24 protein-coding genes are annotated in these 18,796 nt (G+C 60.2%); 13 read left to right on the forward strand and 11 right to left on the reverse strand.

Annotated elements, in window-relative coordinates; translation table 11 throughout:
* Positions 1-3: 3 nt before the first annotated feature.
* Entirely contained in the window at positions 4-552 is a 549-nt protein-coding gene (locus GH983_RS24290) for a GNAT family N-acetyltransferase (protein WP_246727554.1), read from the forward strand.
* Here GH983_RS24290 and GH983_RS07760 read toward each other — a convergent pair.
* The 4 genes from GH983_RS07760 to GH983_RS07775 are packed head-to-tail and all read right to left on the reverse strand — an operon-like array spanning position 504 to position 2,690.
* A complete protein-coding gene (locus tag GH983_RS07760; protein WP_153762082.1) occupies positions 504-1,349 on the reverse strand; it encodes a patatin-like phospholipase family protein in 846 nt (281 codons plus the stop codon). The two genes, GH983_RS24290 and GH983_RS07760, sit on opposite strands and share 49 nt — an antisense overlap.
* A 31-nt stretch (positions 1,350-1,380) precedes the next feature.
* Positions 1,381-1,590 (reverse strand): hypothetical protein, encoded by a 210-nt coding sequence (locus tag GH983_RS07765; RefSeq protein WP_054150162.1) that lies wholly within the window; start codon positions 1,588-1,590, stop codon positions 1,381-1,383.
* Positions 1,571-2,011: a putative toxin-antitoxin system toxin component, PIN family gene (locus GH983_RS07770; protein WP_153762083.1), complete on the reverse strand. Its 441-nt coding sequence runs from the start codon at positions 2,009-2,011 to the stop codon at positions 1,571-1,573. Before GH983_RS07770 ends, GH983_RS07765 begins: the two co-directional genes overlap by 20 nt.
* 1 nt (position 2,012) lies before the next feature.
* Positions 2,013-2,690, reverse strand: coding sequence for an alpha/beta hydrolase (locus GH983_RS07775; RefSeq protein WP_153762084.1), 678 nt, complete (start codon positions 2,688-2,690; stop codon positions 2,013-2,015).
* A 205-nt stretch (positions 2,691-2,895) separates the two neighbouring features.
* Here GH983_RS07775 and GH983_RS07780 point away from each other — a divergent pair, with 205 nt between their 5' ends.
* From GH983_RS07780 to GH983_RS07805, 6 genes are all read left to right on the forward strand, one after another.
* Positions 2,896-4,062 (forward strand): cysteine desulfurase family protein, encoded by a 1,167-nt coding sequence (locus GH983_RS07780; RefSeq protein WP_153762085.1) that lies wholly within the window; start codon positions 2,896-2,898, stop codon positions 4,060-4,062.
* A gap of 141 nt (positions 4,063-4,203) precedes the next feature.
* On the forward strand, positions 4,204-5,673 hold the full coding sequence (sufB, locus tag GH983_RS07785) for a Fe-S cluster assembly protein SufB (RefSeq protein ID WP_153762086.1): 1,470 nt from the start codon (positions 4,204-4,206) through the stop codon (positions 5,671-5,673).
* Positions 5,674-5,922: 249 nt separating this feature from the next.
* Positions 5,923-6,678 (forward strand): Fe-S cluster assembly ATPase SufC, encoded by a 756-nt coding sequence (sufC, locus tag GH983_RS07790; protein ID WP_153762087.1) that lies wholly within the window; start codon positions 5,923-5,925, stop codon positions 6,676-6,678.
* Positions 6,679-6,708: 30 nt separating this feature from the next.
* Positions 6,709-7,986, forward strand: a complete 1,278-nt coding sequence (gene sufD / locus GH983_RS07795; RefSeq protein ID WP_153762088.1) for a Fe-S cluster assembly protein SufD — start codon at positions 6,709-6,711, stop codon at positions 7,984-7,986.
* Positions 7,979-9,223, forward strand: a complete 1,245-nt coding sequence (locus GH983_RS07800) for a cysteine desulfurase (RefSeq protein ID WP_153762089.1) — start codon at positions 7,979-7,981, stop codon at positions 9,221-9,223. Before sufD ends, GH983_RS07800 begins: the two co-directional genes overlap by 8 nt.
* Before the next feature lie 12 nt (positions 9,224-9,235).
* Entirely contained in the window at positions 9,236-9,610 is a 375-nt protein-coding gene (locus tag GH983_RS07805; RefSeq protein WP_006728551.1) for an SUF system Fe-S cluster assembly protein, read from the forward strand.
* A 65-nt stretch (positions 9,611-9,675) separates the two neighbouring features.
* Here the strand turns inward: GH983_RS07805 and GH983_RS07810 are convergent, their stop codons facing one another.
* The 5 genes from GH983_RS07810 to rutA form a co-directional block, all read right to left on the reverse strand.
* A complete protein-coding gene (locus GH983_RS07810) occupies positions 9,676-10,197 on the reverse strand; it encodes a flavin reductase (RefSeq protein WP_069041506.1) in 522 nt (173 codons plus the stop codon).
* Positions 10,198-10,208: 11 nt separating this feature from the next.
* Entirely contained in the window at positions 10,209-10,994 is a 786-nt protein-coding gene (gene rutD, locus GH983_RS07815; protein WP_153762090.1) for a pyrimidine utilization protein D, read from the reverse strand.
* A 171-nt stretch (positions 10,995-11,165) separates the two neighbouring features.
* A complete protein-coding gene (rutC, locus tag GH983_RS07820) occupies positions 11,166-11,555 on the reverse strand; it encodes a pyrimidine utilization protein C (protein WP_076396123.1) in 390 nt (129 codons plus the stop codon).
* A 34-nt stretch (positions 11,556-11,589) separates the two neighbouring features.
* Positions 11,590-12,333 (reverse strand): pyrimidine utilization protein B, encoded by a 744-nt coding sequence (gene rutB, locus GH983_RS07825; RefSeq protein WP_153762091.1) that lies wholly within the window; start codon positions 12,331-12,333, stop codon positions 11,590-11,592.
* The gene (rutA, locus tag GH983_RS07830) at positions 12,330-13,421 is read right to left on the reverse strand and encodes a pyrimidine utilization protein A (RefSeq protein WP_153762092.1); all 1,092 of its coding nucleotides are present in this window, start codon (positions 13,419-13,421) and stop codon (positions 12,330-12,332) included. Before rutA ends, rutB begins: the two co-directional genes overlap by 4 nt.
* Before the next feature lie 447 nt (positions 13,422-13,868).
* On the opposite strand from rutA, the gene sufA reads away from it, so the two are divergent.
* The 6 genes from sufA (at position 13,869) to GH983_RS07860 (ending at position 17,428) form a co-directional block, all read left to right on the forward strand.
* Positions 13,869-14,255, forward strand: coding sequence for a Fe-S cluster assembly scaffold SufA (sufA, locus tag GH983_RS07835; RefSeq protein ID WP_069041504.1), 387 nt, complete (start codon positions 13,869-13,871; stop codon positions 14,253-14,255).
* A 122-nt stretch (positions 14,256-14,377) separates the two neighbouring features.
* Complete coding sequence (locus GH983_RS07840; RefSeq protein ID WP_153762093.1) at positions 14,378-14,827, forward strand: Lrp/AsnC family transcriptional regulator; 450 nt, start codon at positions 14,378-14,380, stop codon at positions 14,825-14,827.
* Position 14,828: 1 nt separating this feature from the next.
* On the forward strand, positions 14,829-15,452 hold the full coding sequence (locus tag GH983_RS07845; protein ID WP_153762094.1) for a LysE family translocator: 624 nt from the start codon (positions 14,829-14,831) through the stop codon (positions 15,450-15,452).
* 157 nt (positions 15,453-15,609) lie between these two features.
* Entirely contained in the window at positions 15,610-16,350 is a 741-nt protein-coding gene (locus GH983_RS07850) for a LuxR family transcriptional regulator (RefSeq protein ID WP_054150179.1), read from the forward strand.
* 72 nt (positions 16,351-16,422) lie between these two features.
* Positions 16,423-17,124, forward strand: coding sequence for an acyl-homoserine-lactone synthase (locus GH983_RS07855; RefSeq protein ID WP_153762095.1), 702 nt, complete (start codon positions 16,423-16,425; stop codon positions 17,122-17,124).
* A 1-nt stretch (position 17,125) separates the two neighbouring features.
* Positions 17,126-17,428 carry a hypothetical protein gene (locus GH983_RS07860; RefSeq protein WP_054150181.1) on the forward strand — a complete coding sequence of 101 codons (303 nt, stop codon included), beginning with the start codon at positions 17,126-17,128 and terminating at the stop codon, positions 17,426-17,428.
* A 436-nt stretch (positions 17,429-17,864) separates the two neighbouring features.
* Here GH983_RS07860 and GH983_RS07865 read toward each other — a convergent pair whose 3' ends face one another.
* Both GH983_RS07865 and GH983_RS07870 read right to left on the reverse strand, forming a co-directional pair.
* Positions 17,865-18,191, reverse strand: coding sequence for a flagellar basal body protein (locus GH983_RS07865; protein WP_054150182.1), 327 nt, complete (start codon positions 18,189-18,191; stop codon positions 17,865-17,867).
* A 194-nt stretch (positions 18,192-18,385) separates the two neighbouring features.
* Positions 18,386-18,715, reverse strand: coding sequence for a DUF1236 domain-containing protein (locus tag GH983_RS07870; RefSeq protein WP_054150183.1), 330 nt, complete (start codon positions 18,713-18,715; stop codon positions 18,386-18,388).
* Between the last annotated feature and the right edge of the window lie 81 nt (positions 18,716-18,796).

The following is an 18,796-nucleotide window of genomic DNA, read 5'->3' on the forward strand; positions in this document are numbered from 1 at the left end:
TCCGTGATCCTGCGGACGCCGCGTCTTGTCCTGACACGGTGGTTGGATGGTGACGAAGAGCGTCTTGTCGAATTGCACGGCACGCCGGAGACCAGCGCCTATGTCGGGAACGGCAAGCCCTGGGATCGGGACTACGCACGAGAGCGACTGGCGGGGTGGCGGACAGGCTTTCACCGCCATGGCTTCTCCACCTTGAAGCTGATGACGGCCAGTGGTTCGCAATTCGTCGGGCGCGCCGGCATCAGCTGGTATGAGGACGCGCAGGTCCATCAACTTGCCTATTCGATCGAACGGTCGAAATGGGGGATGGGATATGCCGGCGAGATCGCTAGCGCTCTGGTTGGGTGGTTCTTCGAGGCTGAGGTTGGGGAGCGGCTGGAGGCCATGGCGCATGTCGACAACGCGGCCTCCTTACACATCCTCAAAAAGACAGGCTTCCGGGAAATCGACATGCGCACCGTGCGAGGGGAACCCTGCCGCTTCTTTGAAATGACCCGAGCCGTTTATGCGGATCGCGCAAACGCCAGCCCGTCCCGCAAACCCACTTCATAGGCGTGCCGGATCCCGGCCGCGTCGCCGACAGAGAACTTGCTGACCGGGATGTCCTCGCTCGGGCCGACCACCACGCGATTGGGGGAGGAAGGCGGCTGTCGGCCAAATCGGGTGGTCAGAAGCAGTGTCTTCCAGCCCTTGGTCTCGACCTCGCTCAGTTTCATCAGCGGCGGATTGTCGACGAGGCCGCCGTCGAGATAGGCGCGACCCCTGACGCGCCCGACCGGCATGAAGGGCGGCACAGACGAGGTTGCCATCAGCGCATCGACCAGTTCGCCGGGATAGTCGCAATTGTGCGTCGAGATCCAGGTGGGGCGCAATCTCATCCGCAGACCAGCCTTGGAATGGGTGCCGTCGGTCAGAAGCTTCTCGATCTGGTAGGCGCCGATCGAGCCCAGTGCACCGAGCGCACCGGGCATCCAGTCCGGCAGGCCGGAGAGCTGGATCAGCATCGGCGGTGCTGCCTTTAGCGCGGCGAGTTCTTGTTCGCCAAACGCGTCTGCGAGCAGTTGCCGGAAGAGGGCGCCGACCACGAGCGGCGATTCCCGTCGCCGGAGCGCCCGCCAGTCAACACCGCGATGGCCCTTTTCGGCAAAGGCGAAGGCGGAAGCCCTGACACGGTCGCCGACGCCGGCAAGGTGCATCGCGCCGTGATAGGCGCTGGCCGAAACGGCGACATAGAAGCGCGGCTTGAGCGGATGATGTTCGCTATAGGCCTTGAGGAAGCCGCTCTGCCAGTAGCAGCGGTTACCGCCGCCTGCGAGGCCGACGGCGTCAAAGGTGAGGGGTGAGGTCATTCAAAATCACAGTCTGAAATCGAAAGAGTGTTTAATCACGCCGAAGAAGTTCGAGAGCTTCCGCTTCTCTTCCCTTGCCGCGCGCCGCCATTTCCTCGAACAGCCGGTAGGCCTCATGTTGCTTGACCATTTCCGCGGCCATCTCTGACACTAGGCGTTCAGGAGAGACACCCTTCTCAGCTGCAATCAGATCCACCTTTTCGTGAACCTCTGAACTCAGCTCAACGGTTAAAGCGTTCATCTTCAAGCCTCCGGACAGTAGCCGCTGGTGTCTCGATCTTGATGTGCGGGAACCTGAGTTCCGCCTTTTCAAAATCTCGGACGTTCGACGTCACGAGTATATGCGCGTTGGCCGAGATTGCCAATTCGAGCAGGTGATTGTCGGCTTCATCGACGAGATTGGGCCGCCACTTGAAATGCGCGGTCCGCCATTGGCAGCGAGAAACAAAGATATCCAACAGCGCTAGCCGTTCGTTGGCGGACATTCGTCCGTTCGCAAAAGGCTCTGTTCTGGAGAGTACGTCGCGGTATTCGAGCAGAAGTGGACCGGACAGAAAAGGGACGAGACGCCCGTCCAGGCACGCCTCGATCACTTTCGAGGCTGGGCCGCGGCCGATACAAGCGCTGACGAGAACGTTTGTATCGGCCACGATCCGGATCATCTTACCGGATCCGCTTGGCGGCCGGCTCGGGGACCAGCTCGCCCTCGAGGCGACGGTCGAGATAGTCTTCGCATTCGCCCATCAGCGTTTCCACCTGGCCGTTGAAGAAATGGTTGGCGCCCGGCACCGTCTTGTGGGTGATCAGGATACCCTTCTGGGTCTTCAGCTTGTCGACGAGGCCAAGCACATCCTTTTCAGGGGCCACCTTGTCGCTGTCGCCGTTGATGATCAGGCCTGATGACGGGCAAGGGGCGAGGAACGAGAAGTCGTAGATGTTCGGCTGCGGCGCGATCGACATGAAGCCTTCGATCTCGGGGCGGCGCATCAAAAGCTGCATGCCGATCCAGGACCCGAAGGAATAACCGGCAACCCAGCAGCTCTTCGAATCCGGATGCAGGCTCTGAACCCAGTCGAGGGCCGATGCGGCATCCGACAGCTCGCCGGCACCATGGTCGAATTCGCCCTGGCTGCGGCCGATGCCGCGGAAGTTGAAGCGAAGCGTGGTGAAGCCGCGCTTCTGGAACATGTAGAACAGCTGGTAGACGATCTGGTTGTTCATCGTCCCGCCGAATTGCGGATGCGGATGAAGGATGATCGCGATCGGTGCGCTCTTTTCCTTGGAGGGTTGATAACGGCCTTCGAGACGACCCGCGGGGCCGTTGAAAATCACTTCGGGCATTAGGTTCCGGTCCCTGACATTTTTGCGGTTCGTCAACACCAAATTAGAAAGCTGACTTGACGGCGTCAGTCAGCTTTTCTAGAACGAAGTTTAGAACCGTTCGAAACTGGATGGCGTCGCATCCGGGGTGAAGGTGTCATAAGGCAAGCCCGGCGGATATTTCAAGGAAAATGCGCCGACATGAGTATGGGAGTCTGAAGCAAGGATGGCCGCTGCGCGCATCTATCTCGACTGGAACGCCACCGCACCCCTGATGGGCGCGGCGCGCGAGGCCATGCTCGATGCGCTTTCAATGCCCGGCAATCCGTCTTCCGTTCATGCCGAGGGGCGCGCAGCCCGGGCCGTCATCGAGAAGGCACGCCGCGAGGTGGCACACCTCGTCGGTGCCGAGCCGGCGCATGTGACCTTCACCGCGAGTGCGACCGAAGCCGCCAATCAGGTGTTGTCGCCCATCTATCGCATGGGTAAGTCCAGTGTGGCGCTCGGGCGTCTTTATGTTTCCGCCATTGAGCACCCGGCAGTGAGGGCCGGCGGCCGGTTTTCCGCAGATCAGGTGACGGAAGTTCCGGTGACCCGTTCGGGCATACTGGATGTCGATGCGCTGGCCGCTCAGCTCGCGTCGCATGATCCGGCAGACGGTCTGCCATTGGTCGCCGTCATGCTCGTAAACAACGAAACCGGGATCATCCAGCCAATCCGGGAGATCTCCGCCACCGTAAAGAAGTTTGGCGGATTGCTGGTGGTTGATGCCGTGCAGGCGGCAGGCCGCATTCCGCTGTCGATCGCAGATCTCGGCGCCGACTTCCTGATCCTGTCGGCCCACAAGCTGGGCGGCCCGAAGGGTGTTGGCGCGCTTGTGTCGCGCGGCGAAACGCTGATGCCGGAACCTCTGGTGCGCGGCGGTGGCCAGGAAAAGGGCCACCGCGCCGGCACGGAGAACCTGGCAGCTGTGACCGGCTTTGGTGCGTCGGCCTTCGTGATGACGAAGGATCTGGTCGAGCGAAATGCCGCGATCGCAGCGCTGCGAGACAAGGTCGAAGCCGGTATGCTTGCTGCTGCACCGGATACGGTCATCTACGGGAGAGGCGAGGCGCGGGTCGGCAATACGAGTTTCTTCCATCTGCCGGGGCTGAAGGCAGAAACCGGTCAGATCGCTTTCGATCTCGAAGGTATTGCGCTATCGGCCGGTGCCGCCTGCTCGTCGGGCAAGGTCGGCGCGAGCCATGTGCTGACCGCCATGGGTGAGGATGCCTCGACCGGGGCGCTGCGCCTGTCGATCGGCCCTGATACGACGGAAAGCGACATCGATCGCTTTCTGGGCGCCTTTGTGAAGATTGCTGCCCGCCGCAAACCGGCGGGGCAGGCCGCCTAAGGCGGCGAAAAACCGGGCCAAACGTCGTTTTTCCCTTGCCAAGAGGGGTGAAATGGTGGCTCGGGAACCTTAAGTATGGCGGGTCACCGCCCAACGTTAACAAGCTGCCGGAATTTGGCCCGGCAAGATTGGAGAACGACCATGGCTGCTGTGCAGGAAACGATCGATCAGGTCCGCCAGATCGATGTGGATCAGTACAAGTATGGTTTTGAAACCACCATCGAAGTCGACAAGGCCCCGAAGGGCCTGTCGGAAGACATCGTCCGCTTCATTTCGGCAAAGAAGAACGAGCCGGAATGGATGCTTGAATGGCGCCTCGACGCCTACAGGCGCTGGCTGACTATGGTCGAGCCCACCTGGGCCCGCGTCGATTATCCGAAGATCGACTTCAACGACATCTATTACTACGCCGCGCCGAAGAGCACAGCCGGCCCGACCACGATCGACGACGTCGATCCGGAGCTTCTGAAGGTCTATGAGAAGCTCGGGATTCCCCTGCGCGAGCAGGAAATGCTGGCAGGCGTCCAGACCTCGAAGATCGCCGTCGATGCCGTTTTCGATTCGGTCTCGGTCGTCACGACCTTCAAGGCCGAATTGATGAAGGCCGGCGTGATCTTCATGTCTATCTCGGAAGCCATCCGCGAATATCCGGATCTGGTGAAGAAATATCTCGGCTCGGTCGTTCCGGTCACGGACAACTATTATGCGACGCTGAACTGCGCCGTCTTCACCGACGGCTCCTTCGTCTACATTCCGAAGGGCGTTCGCTGCCCGATGGAATTGTCGACATACTTCCGTATCAACGAGAAGAACACCGGCCAGTTCGAGCGCACGCTGATCATCGCCGAGGAAGGCGCCTACGTCTCTTATCTCGAAGGCTGCACGGCACCCCAGCGCGACGAAAACCAGCTGCACGCAGCCGTGGTCGAACTCGTCGCCATGGATGACGCCGAAATCAAGTATTCGACTGTCCAGAACTGGTATCCCGGCGACAAGGAAGGCAAGGGCGGCATCTACAACTTCGTCACCAAGCGTGGCGATTGCCGTGGCGACCGTTCGAAGATCTCCTGGACCCAGGTCGAAACCGGTTCGGCGATCACCTGGAAATACCCGTCCTGCATTCTGCGCGGCGACGACAGCCAGGGCGAGTTCTACTCGATCGCCGTGTCGAACGGCCACCAGCAGGTCGACAGCGGCACCAAGATGATCCACCTCGGCAAGAACACCAAGAGCCGGATCATCTCCAAGGGCATCTCGGCCGGCGTGTCGCAGAACACCTACCGCGGCCAGGTCTCGATGCATCGCAAGGCGGAAAACGCCCGCAACTTCACCAATTGCGATTCGTTGCTGATTGGCGACACCTGCGGCGCGCATACCGTGCCTTACATCGAGGTGAAGAACTCGACGGCCAAGGTGGAGCACGAGGCGACGACCTCGAAGATTTCCGAGGACCAGAAGTTCTACGCCATGCAGCGCGGCATCCCGGAAGAAGAGGCAATCGCCCTCATCGTCAACGGCTTCGTCCGCGACGTCATCCAGCAGCTGCCGATGGAATTTGCGGTGGAAGCGCAGAAGCTGATCAACATCTCGCTGGAGGGAAGCGTTGGCTGACGTCAGCTTGAAACGCCATTGATGGAAACGGAGCCGCCCGAGACGAAGAAGCAGGAGCATAAGTATCTCGAGAAAAGGATGCAGGCCATTGGCAGGCGATCCTCGCAGGTTTTCCTGATTTCTTGGGTCTTCCTAGTTCTCTTCGTCGCCTTGTATTCCAACAACTGGTTGGAAATGATCTGGCGGGGGCTGCTCATCATTCTTACACGCGGTCGAAGTGATCCGGCTGCCTGAAACAGGAACACAGACATGCTTGAAATCCGCAATCTCCATGCCCGCATCGCCGAAGACGGCACCGAAATCATCAAGGGCCTGAACCTGACCGTGAAGGCCGGCGAAGTCGCTGCCATCATGGGCCCGAACGGCTCCGGCAAGTCGACGCTGTCCTACATACTCTCAGGCCGCGAAGACTATGAAGTGACCGAAGGCGACATCCTCTATAACGGCGAGAGCATTCTGGAACTCGACCCGGCCGAGCGCGCTGCCAAGGGCATCTTCCTTGCCTTCCAGTATCCGGTCGAAATCCCGGGCGTGGCGACTATGCAGTTCCTCAAGGTCGCGATGAATTCGCAGCGCAAGGCGCGTGGTGAAGACGAGCTGACAACGCCGGAATTCATCCGCCGCGTCAAGGAAGCCTCCGGCGAATTGAAGATCAACCCCGACATGCTGAAGCGTCCTCTCAATGTCGGCTTCTCCGGCGGTGAGAAGAAGCGCGCCGAAATCCTGCAGATGGCGCTGCTCGAGCCGAAGCTCTGCATCCTCGACGAAACCGATTCCGGCCTCGACATCGATGCGCTGAAGATCGTCGCTGATGGTGTGAACGCGCTGAAGCGTCCGGATCGCGCAACCGTCGTGATCACCCACTACCAGCGCCTGCTCGACTACATCGTGCCGGATAGCGTGCACGTCCTCTACAAGGGCCAGATCATCAAGTCGGGTGACAAGAGCCTGGCGCTGGAACTCGAAGCCAACGGCTATGCCGACATCACCGGTCAGGCCGCCTAAGGGCTCTCAAGTTTTAAAGGAGTTGCAACGATGACATTGCAAGCGGCCAACCGGCTCACCGTAGCCGAGACCCAGATCATCGACGCCTATACCAACCAGATCGGCAGCCTTCCGGGCGATGGCGCCGTGCTTCTGAAGCGCGACGGCCTGTTCGACGCCCTGAAGCGCCAGGGTCTGCCGACGCGCCGCGTAGAGACCTTCCACTACACGGACCTCAAGGCGCTGCTGCGGGCGCTTCCGGCCGAAGAGCCGCAGGCGGTGGCCAAGGCGATCAGTTCGCTGGTTTCGGGTGCAACCGTGCTCAACGTGCTGCAGGGCGTGGCTGAGGTACCGGCATCCCTGCCGGAAGGCCTTGCCGTTTCGCTCTATCGCGATGCGCTGACGAATGGTGACGCCGCCGAAGGCCTGACCACCTTCAACGGTGACGACACGATCGGCCGCCTGAACGGCGCTTTCGTGCGTGACGGCTTCACGCTGGACGTGGCCGATGACGCCGAGATCGAAGCCCCGATCGAGCTGCAGTCGGTGCATGCCGCCGGCCAGCTGCATCTGCGTTTCCCCGCCACCTTCGGCAAGGGTTCGAAGGCAACCGTCATCGAGCGCCATGTCGGCCAGAGCGGTTCGGCAGCGCTTGCCTCCGTCGTCGCCGACCTGAAGCTTGGTGAAGGCGCCGAAATCACCTGGGTGATTATGCAGGGCGAAGGCGATGCCGATACCCATCTCGGTCAGATCCGCGCCGAACTCGGCACGGATGCCAAGTTCCGCCTCTTCATCATCAATGCCGGCGGCAAACTGGTTCGCCAGGAAGTGCATGTGAAGACGGCAGGCGAAGGCTCCGATTTCATGATGCGTGCGGTCAACCTGCTCGGCGGTGACACGCATACCGATGTCACCATGACGCTTGGCCACGACGTGCCCAACACGACTTCGACGGAAGTGATCCGCAACGTTGTGTTTGATCGTGCCCGTGGTGTCTTCCAGGGCATGATCCGGGTTGCACCGGACGCCCAGAAGACCGATGCCCGCATGGCCTGCAACACGCTGCTGATGTCCGACGATTGCGAATTCTCGGTCAAGCCCGAGCTCGAAATCTTTGCCGACGACGTGCAGTGCGCCCATGGCGCAACGGTTGCCGACATTCACAAGAGCCATCTCTACTACCTGATGTCGCGTGGCATTCCGGAAAAGAAGGCGCGCGCGCTGCTGATCAACGGCTTCGTTGCCGAAATCGTCGAGGAGCTCGAAAACGAGCCGCTCGTCGAGGCACTGGAAGAGATCATCACCGACTGGCTGGAGCATCATGGCTGACACGATCGCGGTAAAGACAGGATATGACGTCGAAGCTGTCAGGCGGGATTTCCCGATCCTGTCGCGCGAAGTCTATGGCAAGCCGTTGGTCTATCTCGACAATGCTGCTTCGTCACAGAAACCGCAAAGCGTGATCGACGCCGTTTCGCATGCCTACGCCCACGAATACGCCAATGTGCATCGTGGCCTGCATTTCCTATCCAATGCCGCGACGGACGCCTACGAAGCGGCGCGCGAAAAGGTGCGCCGTTTTCTGAATGCCCCCTCGATTGACGAGGTGATCTTCACCAAGTCGTCGACCGAAGCGATCAACACGGTCGCCTATGGCTGGGGCATGAAGCATATCGGCGAGGGCGACGAGATCGTGCTCTCGATCATGGAGCATCACTCCAACATTGTGCCCTGGCATTTCCTGCGCGAGCGCAAGGGTGCCAAGCTCGTCTGGGCGCCTGTTACCGATGACGGTGCCTTCGACATGGAAGCATTCGTGGCTTGCCTGACCGAGCGCACAAAGCTGATCGCCATAACCCATATGTCGAACGCGCTTGGCACGGTCGTGCCGATCAAGGAAGTCTGCCGGATCGCCCATGAGCGCGGAATAGCCGTCATGGTCGATGGCAGCCAAGGGGCTGTCCACATGCCCGTCGATGTTCAGGATCTCGGCTGCGACTGGTATGCCGTCACCGGCCACAAGCTCTACGGCCCCTCAGGCATCGGCGTGCTCTGGGGCAAGATGGATCGCCTGCGCGACATGGACCCCTTCATGGGCGGCGGTGAGATGATCATCGAAGTCGCGGAAGACCGCGTCACCTATAACGAGCCGCCGCATCGTTTCGAGGCTGGCACGCCGCCGATTGTCCAGGCGATCGGCCTAGGTTATGCGCTCGACTATATGGAAAGCTTAGGGCGTCCGGCAATTGCCGCCCATGAGGAAAGCTTGCGCGCCTATGCGCATGAGCGTCTCTCGGCGATCAATTCGCTGCGCATCATCGGCAATGCGCCGGGCAAGGGGGCGATCTTCTCCTTTGAACTCGCCGGCATTCATGCCCATGATGTCTCCACCATGATCGACCGTCGCGGCGTTGCCGTTCGCGCCGGAACCCATTGCGCCCAGCCGCTGCTCGCCCGTTTCGGCGTGACTTCCACTTGCCGGGCGTCCTTCGGTCTCTATAACACAAGGGAAGAAGTCGATGCGCTGGCGGACGCGCTGGATTACGCCCGCAGCTTCTTCGCCTGAGGAATGAACACCATGAGTGACACCGAAACCAAGCCCGATGTCCGTGACGGCATCATCCACACCGCGATCCCGGCGGATGAAGTTGCCCGCCTGTCGGACGATATCATCGCCGCGCTGAAGACAGTCTATGATCCGGAAATTCCCTCCGACATCTTCGAACTCGGCCTGATCTACAAGATCGATATCGAAGACGATCGCACGGTCAAGATCGTCATGACGCTGACGGCCCCCGGTTGCCCGGTCGCCGGCGAAATGCCGGGCTGGGTCGAAAATGCCGTAGGTTCGGTCGAAGGCGTGTCGGGTGTCGAAGTGGAAATGAGCTTCGATCCGCCGTGGACGCCGGACCGCATGTCCGAAGAGGCGCAGGTCGCCGTCGGCTGGTACTGAGAGAATTAGGCAATTAATGAAACGGCCCGCCTTGCGCGGGCCGTTTTGCTTTCAGACACAGCTATTCAGACGGTGCGATAGGCGCGGTCGAAATAGACGAGCGCCTGGCCCTCCTCGCGGGTGGTGACATCGAGGACTTCGCAGAACAGAACGTCATGGGTCTTTCCGTCATGCACTTCGGAGATCCGGCACTCGAACGAGACGAGGGCGTCTGCGAGGCGCGGCGTGCCTGATGCCGTCGTATCCCAGGTGGCGGCGGCGAAGCGCTCATCGACGGGCGTCTTGCCGCCAAAGAGCCGGCTGACGGGTTCATGCTCGGCGGCGAGCACGTTGACTGATACGAGGCCGTTGGCGGTAACGGCCGGATAGGCTGAACTGCCCTTGTTGAGGCAGACGAGCAGCGTCGGCGGATTGTCCGAAACGCTGGTGACGGCGGTTGCCGCAAAGCCGGCGCGTCCGGCAGGGCCATCGGTGGTGACGATGGTCACGGCTGCGGCGAGGCGGGCCATGCCGTTGCGATAGGCCGCACTCACTTCCGGCGAGCTGCCTTCGGCTGCGACAGGGGCGATGGTCTTGGTGGCCAGCATGGCAGGTCCTTTCACGCGCGTTCGAGGCCCGACAGGAAGTCGGTGACCGCGCTGTTGAATGTTTGCGGATAGGTGACGTTGACGGCGTGTCCGCCGGCGACGGTGAGCACGAGATTTGCGTTCGCCAAGCCGTCTGAGAGGCGCAGCGACCGCGAATAGGGAACGAGCAGGTCGTCCCGGGTGGCAACGACAAGCGTCGGCGTCTGGATCTCGCCGAGGCGGTCATCGACATCAAAGGCGCGCAGCGCCGCGATCCGGCGCAGGATATTGTCGCGACCCTGGAAGTGGGCGAGCGCATGCGCCTCTTCTGTCGCCAACTTCTCCGGATTGTCCGCCATGTAGATCGCCGGATAAAGAAACAGCGGCTGCGCCTTGACGAAGGCCTCGACGCCGGCGTTTTCCAGGAGCGCGATGCGCACGTCGAAGCAGCGCCCGGAATGTGGATCGGCCTTGCTCCAGGCATTGATGAGAATCAGGCTCTCGATGAGCTCAGGCCTGCGCAGTGCCAGATCCAGCCCGATCAGGCCACCCAGCGCATGACCCATGAAATGGAATTTTTCGAGCTTGAGCGTATCGACGATTTCGAGCACGTCGTCGGCCATGGCCGTGATGCCGCCAACCTCGGGCACTGAGCCACCCGTCTTGCCACAGCCGCGATGGTCATAGGTGATGACGCGGAACCGCTCGGCCAGGACAGGGATCTGCGGTGCCCAATAGCCGGCCGAGCCGCCGAGGCCTGACGAGAGCAGTATTGTCGGCGCATCGGGGGAGGTAAGGCCGTGGATGTTGTAATGCATACGTCTTTGCTCTGGCTTAGCCCTTCACTCTGACCCTCTCCCCGCAGGCGGGGAGAGGGAATGGCCGCCCTTTGTGCAGGGGAAGCCCAGGTGCAGGCGATTGCGTAAAGGTCTCTTCTCCCCGCTTGCGGGGAGAAGGTCCCGGCGGGGGATGAGGGGCTGTGCTTCCCCTCACTTCTTCCCGATGTGTGCGACGGTCGCGATTTCGACCAGCGCATCCGGCTTCACCAGCCCGCATTGCACGCAGTAGCGCGCCGGTTCGTTGCTCGGGAAATATTCCGCATAGACCTTGTTCACCGCCTGGTAGTTGGCCCAGTCGGTGACGAAGATGTGGTTCATGGTCACGTCTTGCATGGTGCCGCCGGCTGTCTCGATGACGGACTTGATCGTCTCCAGCACATGGCGTGTCTGTGCGCTCGCATCGCCGACATGCACGACGTTGTTGTCCTTGTCGAAGGGAAGGGTCCCCGAGACGTAGAGGATGCCATCGGCTAGCGTGCCGGGCGAATAGGGGGCAAGCGGCTTGGATGTGCCTTCGGGAACGACGATGGTCTTGGGCATTCTCACTCTCTCCGTTTGTTGAATGGTGATGGTATCAAGCGGCATCGGCAGGCGCTGCCTGTCCGATCGCACCGCAGAAGTCGTTGACGGTCGCGACCCAGCCGAAGAACTTTTCGACATTGTAGACGGTCGCCTGCTGGATGAAGTCGGGGCCGAGGTGATGGGTCGCGTCCTCGAGCATCACGCCGAAATATTCGAGGTGGAAGGCATCGCGAAGCGAGCTTTCCACGCAGACATTGGTGGCAATGCCCACAAAGACCAGGTTGCGGATACCGCGGGCCCGCAGAACCGAGTCCATGTTGGTGTTGAAGAAGCCGGAATAGCGGCTCTTCGGCACCAGAATGTCACCCGGCTTAGGCTGCAATTCGTCGACGATCGCATAATCCCAGGTGCCCTTGGCAAGCAGTTGCCCCTGCAGCTCGGGCCGCTTGCGCATGGTTTTCAGCGCATTCGACTTGTGCCAATTGGGCGATCCGGGGCCGCCAGCCTCGACATAATCAGGATCCCAGCCGTTCTGGAAATAGACGACCAGCACACCGGCTTCGCGGGCTGCATCAAGCGTTTTCTTGATGTTGGCAATCGTGCCCTTTGCGCCCGAGATGTCGAAGCCGGCGAGATCGACGTAACCGCCTTCGGTCGAATATGCGTTCTGCATGTCGACGACCACGACGGCCGTTTCCGACGGCTTCAGCGTGATCGGTTCGGGGCGGGCCGGAAGCGTGACGCTTTTGGCCAGTTCCGGGCGTGGCTGATAGCCTGCAACAACGGCCTCGCTCATTCGGCGGCCTCCAACATCTGGTTGACATGCGCACGGCTCTTCATCAGCGGCTGGACGAACTTGCCAAACTTTTCGATGCCTTCGAGGAAGTCGTCGAAGGTCAACATCACGCCGCCGGTACCAGGCACTTCGCTCATCTCGTCGAGCATGGCGGCGACTTCGGCATAGGAGCCGATCAGCGTGCCCATGTTGATGTTGACGGCCGACACCGGGTTCGCCATGTGGCGGACATTGGTGTCGGAACCGGATTTCGTGTCGACGGCACTTTGCAGGCCAAGCCACTTGATCGCTTCCTCGTCGGCACCTGCCTTGTAGTGTTCCCACTTGGCAAAGGCTTCCTCGGTGGTTTCCTCGGCCAGAACCATGGTCAGCACGAAGGAGCGTACGTCACGGCCGGTCTTTTCGGTGGCGGCCAGCAGCCGTTCGTTGGTCGGCGCGAAAGCCTTGGGCGTGTTGACGCCGACGCCGAAGCAGAACGAATAGTCCGCGAACTGAGCCGAGAAGGCCATGCCAGAGTTGGAGGATCCGGCGCAGATCAGCTTCACATCGCCTTCCGGGATCGGCTTCATCCGGCAATCATCCATCTGGAAGTGCTTGCCCTTGAGGTCGGACTGGCCAGTCGTCAGCAGGTCCTTGAGCACCGTCGTGTATTCGGTGAGATATTCGTAGCGGTCGGAGAAATAGTCGTCGCCTGGCCACAACCCCATCTGGCTGTATTCCGGACGCTGCCAGCCAGTGATCAGATTGACGCCGAAGCGGCCATTGGAAATCGAATCGATCGTGGTGGCCATGCGCGCGATGATCGCAGGCGGCATGATCAGGGTCGCGGCCGTGCCGAACAGCTTGATCTTCGAGGTGACGGCAGCAAGGCCCGCCATCAGCGTGAAGCTCTCGAGATTGTAGTCCCAAAACTCCGTCTTGCCGCCGAAACCACGCAGCTTGATCATCGAAAGCGCAAAGTCGAAGCCGTAAGATTCGGCCTTGAGCGTGATCGCCTTGTTGAGTTCGAAGCTTGGCTTGTATTGGGGGGCATTCTCCGACAATAGCCAGCCATTGTTGCCGATCGGGATAAAGACGCCGATTTCCATATCTGTTCTCCGCTTCTGGAGGCGCGCCGGGCGCCCTTTTTGTTTCGCAGAGAACGAAGCAATCGCTATGCCAGTCAGAAAAAAACAATAAGAACAGTTGTTTAGATGTCGACTGGGGAAATAATTTACCGAATGGTCAAAATTTCCATCGATTTCGGGAGCTTTTGCCCGAGTTTGCATCCGTTCCCGCTGTGCACTGCAATATTTTTGATCGCCGACGAGGGGAGCGTCATGCAAGAGCGCGTTTCAAGCTTCTGATAAAGATCAAGTTTTTCGGGTGATCCTGTCGTGCTCAAGGATTGATCATCATCAGGCGACGGGCATGTTCGCAATGCGCTGCCTGCGGCACACTTGGCAGCCTAAGCTATTGAACCGACGAGGCGCCTCCCTTACATTGCCAGAAGAAACGCCGGACCTTGAACCCGGTTGTTGATGGAGACTGTGCCGATGGGCTTTCAGGTAATGACCATGAGCGATGCGGCTGCCGCACGCGTCAGGGCGATCGTCGAGAATTCCGGTCCCGATGCCAAGGGCATCCGCGTGGGCATCAAGAAGGGTGGCTGTGCCGGGATGGAATACACCATCGATATGGTGACTGAACCAAATCCGAGGGATGACCGCATCGAGAAAGATGGCGCTTCGGTCTGGATTGATCCGGCCGCAGTTCTCTATCTGCTCGGTACGGAAATGGGCTTCGAGACCACAACGCTGCGGTCCGGTTTCACCTTCCACAACCCGAATCAGACATCTGCCTGTGGCTGCGGCGAGTCCGTGGAGTTGAAGGCTGCTGATCTATCGGAACTCGCGAAACAGCGACAGGCAGCTCCTGCCTGATTTGAACGGCGATGCGCCGATCGGGAGAGTTCGGCGGCTCTCATTCGGTGAGAATATTCTTTTTCGCCAAGATTCGAAAAAATATCTTGCGATATATCGATGTAGGCAAATAAACTGCGGTTATGGATACCAGTGACCGCAAAATTATCGATCTCTTAGCCGAGGATGCTCGCCGTTCGCTCGCCAGCATCGGGGATGTGGTAGGGCTTTCGCCCTCCGCCGTCAATGAACGCATCCGTCGCTTGGTCGCGTCGGGAGCCATCAGACGCTTCACCCTGGAGGTGGATCCTGCGGCGCTTGGCCTGCCGATCACCGCCTTCATGCTGGTGACCCTGCCGCAGGACACCGAACAGGCTGCCTTTCGCGATTATGCAGAATCCCACCCGGCCGTGCTCGAATGTCATCATGTAACCGGTAGCTGGTCCTACATGCTGAAGATCCGGACGGCCGACCTCACGGGCATCGAGACATTCCTCGCCGACTTGAAGGGCGAGCGCCTGATTGCGCGCAGCGAGACGATGATCGCGCTGTCGACGGCGAGTGAACGCAGCTACGTGATCGGCACGGAGTGACATGGACGCGCTCCTTTTCGGGAAAGGGCTCGTGCTGGGCGTCGCGATCGCGGCACCACTCGGACCCATAGGGGCGCTCTGCATCAATCGTACGCTGGAGCGTGGCTTCTGGGCCGGCGTTGCCGGAGGGCTGGGCACCGCGATTGCCGATGGCGTCTATGCCGCCATGGCTGCAGCCGGCTTCAACGCGCTCGGATCCTATCTCGACTGGATCGTGTTTCCATTGCAGGTCGCAGGCGGCTTGTTCCTGCTCTATCTTGGCGTGACGGCGCTCAAGCCGCGACCAGAGGTCTCCGCAGCTTCTGTCCAGGCCCACAGCCTGCTGTCGACAATTGCCGCGACCTTCCTGCTCACCATCGCCAATCCCGCGACGATCCTTACCTTCGCAGCGATTTTTGCCGGACTGGGGCTCGCGGCGGGCGAGGGCGGTTGGGAAGGCGTGCTACTAGTGGCAGGTGTCTTCTTCGGCTCGCTTGCCTGGTGGTTCTTCCTGAGCGGTGCCGTGACCGTGGTGCGCACGCGGCTCCCCGAGGGATTTGCAACCCTGGTCAGCCGGGTCTCTGCGTTCATTCTGATCGCCTTCGGTATCATCGCGCTGCTGCATGCCGTATTGAACGCCATCTGAACCCCTTCAACGCGTGTCGGCACATGCCGTCACCCTGCAGTTGAGCACTGTGTGATGCTCCATCGATTCTCTTGGAAATCCAATGTTTATCGGATCGACTGGTCGCCGGCTGTGCTAGAAGTCACAAATGTGATGACTGGCTATCTTGAGGGTGCGGATGTCAGACAGGCAGGCGACAGCCAATGCGATGTTCGATTTTATCACCGAATCGTCGCGAGCCCGCGACAATGAGGAAGTCCTAGCCTGCCTTGGCAAGGTGGCGGGTGCCTTCGGCATGGACTGCTATGCGGTGTCCGGCATCCCGCTCCCCGGCGAGCGGATCGATCCCTATTTCATGCTGAATGCCTGGCCGGAGGGCTGGTTCGAGCGCTATGTCCAGGAAAACTATGTGCATGTCGATCCAGTGATCTACCGGACGAAGATGTCGAACGAGGCATTCGTCTGGTCGGAAGCGCTGGCCGACAAGCCGCTCAGTCGCTCCGCCAAGCGCGTCATGAACGAGGCCACCGAGTTCGGAATGCTGGATGGTTACAGTGTGCCGCTCCATTCTGTCGGCGGCTTTCAGGCGATCGTCACCTTCGGTGCGCGCAAGGTCGAGCTGTCCAGCGAGCAGCGCGGTGCGCTGCACATCGTTTCAATCTACGCGCACAACCGGTTGCGTGCCTTCCTCGTCGACAGCAGCGAGCGCAGCGCGGCGGTTGCGGCCAAAGTCACGCCGCGCGAACGCGAGGTTATTCTCTGGTGCTCGGCCGGCAAGACCAATTGGGAGATTGGCCAAATTCTTGGAATATCGGAGAAAACAGTTCAGCACGAAATCGCGGCGGCGTGCCGTAAGTTGAATTCCGTGAACCGTGCGCAACTGATTGCCGAATCGATTCGGCTTGGAATTATCAGATAAATAGGCAGAACGGCCTATATTGAATTCGGTCCGCTTATCGCATCCTTGCCCCTGGATTTTCTGGGGATCTACATGCTTGCGACAATTCTGGGCAGGTACACGCATGACCATGCCGACGTCATGGAGCAGGTTTGGGCGTTTCGCCATCGCCAGTTCGTAGACCGATTGGGATGGGAAGCCTGCCGTCGTGGCGACGAACGGGAGATCGACCAGTTCGACGGTGACGAGGCCATCCATCTGCCGCTCATCGTCGGCGGTAATGTGGTGGGATATAGCCGCCTCCTGCCGACACTGAAGCCGCATCTTCTGTCGGATGTCTATCCGCATCTGATGGACGGTGCCGACTGGCCGCGTGGGCCGCGTGTCTATGAATGGACCCGGTGCATTGCCGAAGTGTCCGGCAGGTCGATCGCCGGCGTCCCGATTTCCAACATCCTGATGACCGGGGTCATGGAGTATTGCCTCGTTGCGGGCATCGGCACGCTGGTTGTCGAGACACATCCCAAGCTCGTCAACCTGCTTCTGACGACCGGTTGGGATGTGATGCCGCTGGCGGCTCCAAGCATGCTCGACGGATCGCTGATCGTTCCGATCACGGCCAAACCCTCCATGGCAGGGCTGCTGCGGCATCACGAACTCTACGGGATTACCGGCAGCGTCCTCGATCTCGAGCGCGCACCGGGAAATCCCTTCGCCGCGGCGGCCCTTCAACGTCTGGCCTTCGCCGAAGACCTTCACGGACATATAGAATATGCAAGAATTGCAGGAGAATGACATGCCGGATGGCCAACTTCCATCCTCTGAAATCTACGTTCGCTCGATCGTGGAAGAGCAGGTTCGTAGTCTTCGGGAGATCATCAAGGGTGTTTCGCAGAAAGCCCCGCTCAGCGATGACGCGCTCTTCCTCGATCATCTTCTGGAGATGGTGTCGCTCGCTGCCGCCGACGGTCTCGATCGCCGCCGCGCCGGTGGAGGCCGCAAGCGCAGTGCCTCAGAAACCGACAGCGGACTGGCGGACATCCGGCTCGATGTCGCAAAGATGGAGTTCGTCTCGCAACGCCTCGATCGCGCCCAATAAGTAGTCGCGAAGCTTCGCCGGGTCCGTTGACCCGGTGTCGAGCTGTTCGAGCGCCTCGGTGATTTGAAACAGACAGTCCTCGACATAATCATTCGTATGGACGGATGTGAGCGCTTGGTCGAGACGCTGTTTGATCAGGCCGCGGATGCCGGCGGCGTCCCCGACCTGTGCGGAAAGGATCTGTGTCTTCAGGTAGTTGAGTGAGTCGTTATACATGCCATCCTCGATGCAACCTTATGCAACTCCCGACTGTGTCTGGATGTCCGGATCTTTGCAATCGGAGAATTCGCTCCCTCGGCTGCTTTTGCCTGGCGGAGCAGCCATTGGCCTAAAAAAGTCAGTGCTATCCGAGCTTTGCGGAGACAGGGTATGACGGAACGCGCGTTCGCGTCACCGTCTTTTGACGGTGGAAACGCGTGCCATACATGTCAGGGAATCAGTCGCGCTTGATGCTGAGCAGGACGTCCCAGATGTCAGCACCCGTCTCCCAGGCCGCGGCATTCGCCTTGAAGCCGATCTCGGTTTCGACGAGCGAGAGCATTTCCGACGCAAGGTCGACATTGGACGTGTCATCGGGGACCGGTCCATCGGACGGGGCAACCGTGGCGGACACGCCGCCCTGGGCGCGACTGGTAAAGCTGGTTTCGAGACGATCGTAACCAGGTGTCATGGCATTCGCGACGTTGTTGGCGGTCGCAGCAAGGCGCGTTTGCTGCGCCTGCATGCCCGAAAGCGAGATGCCCATGATCGCTGAGATGCTCATCGTCTTTCCAACCGTCTCGATGGTCTTCAGAGCAGGATAAGCGGCAGGTGTTAGAACTTTCCGAACGGGCAGGGTTTCCGGCTTATGACTGCGCCGGGAAGAGTTGTGCGAAAACGGGACAGGGACAGTTGATTGGCGTCTTGCACCAAAAGAACCCGGCCTGAGCCGGTTCCGGTAGCTGACCAGCGATCGGGTCACTCGATGATCTGGATGATCTGACGGGTCTGGGGATCGACGATCACGCGTCGCTCGTTGACGATCGTATAGGAATAATCCTCATAGCCATCAACGGGATAGAGCTCGACCGGATCCTCGATAACGCGACCGATCAGGACGTCGCCTTCATAAGGCACCGAGCGCACTTCGCGCTGCAAGACATAAGTTTCGACCGGAGCCGGCACGATGATGGTCGACTGCGAGGTGACCGGCGGGGCCTGCTGGATGATGACAGTGTCCTGCGCATGGGCCGACGCCGAGAGCGTCATGAATGCCGCTGCACCAGCGAGGATGAGAGTGTTGCGCATGTCTGTTCTCCTGTGTTGGACAGCGGGAGAAACGGGCAGTGGCCAGATCCGTTCCATCACAGGGCGTTTCGGCATGTCACC

The sequence above is a fragment of the Agrobacterium sp. MA01 genome, assembly GCF_009650195.1.
Classification (GTDB): domain Bacteria; phylum Pseudomonadota; class Alphaproteobacteria; order Rhizobiales; family Rhizobiaceae; genus Allorhizobium.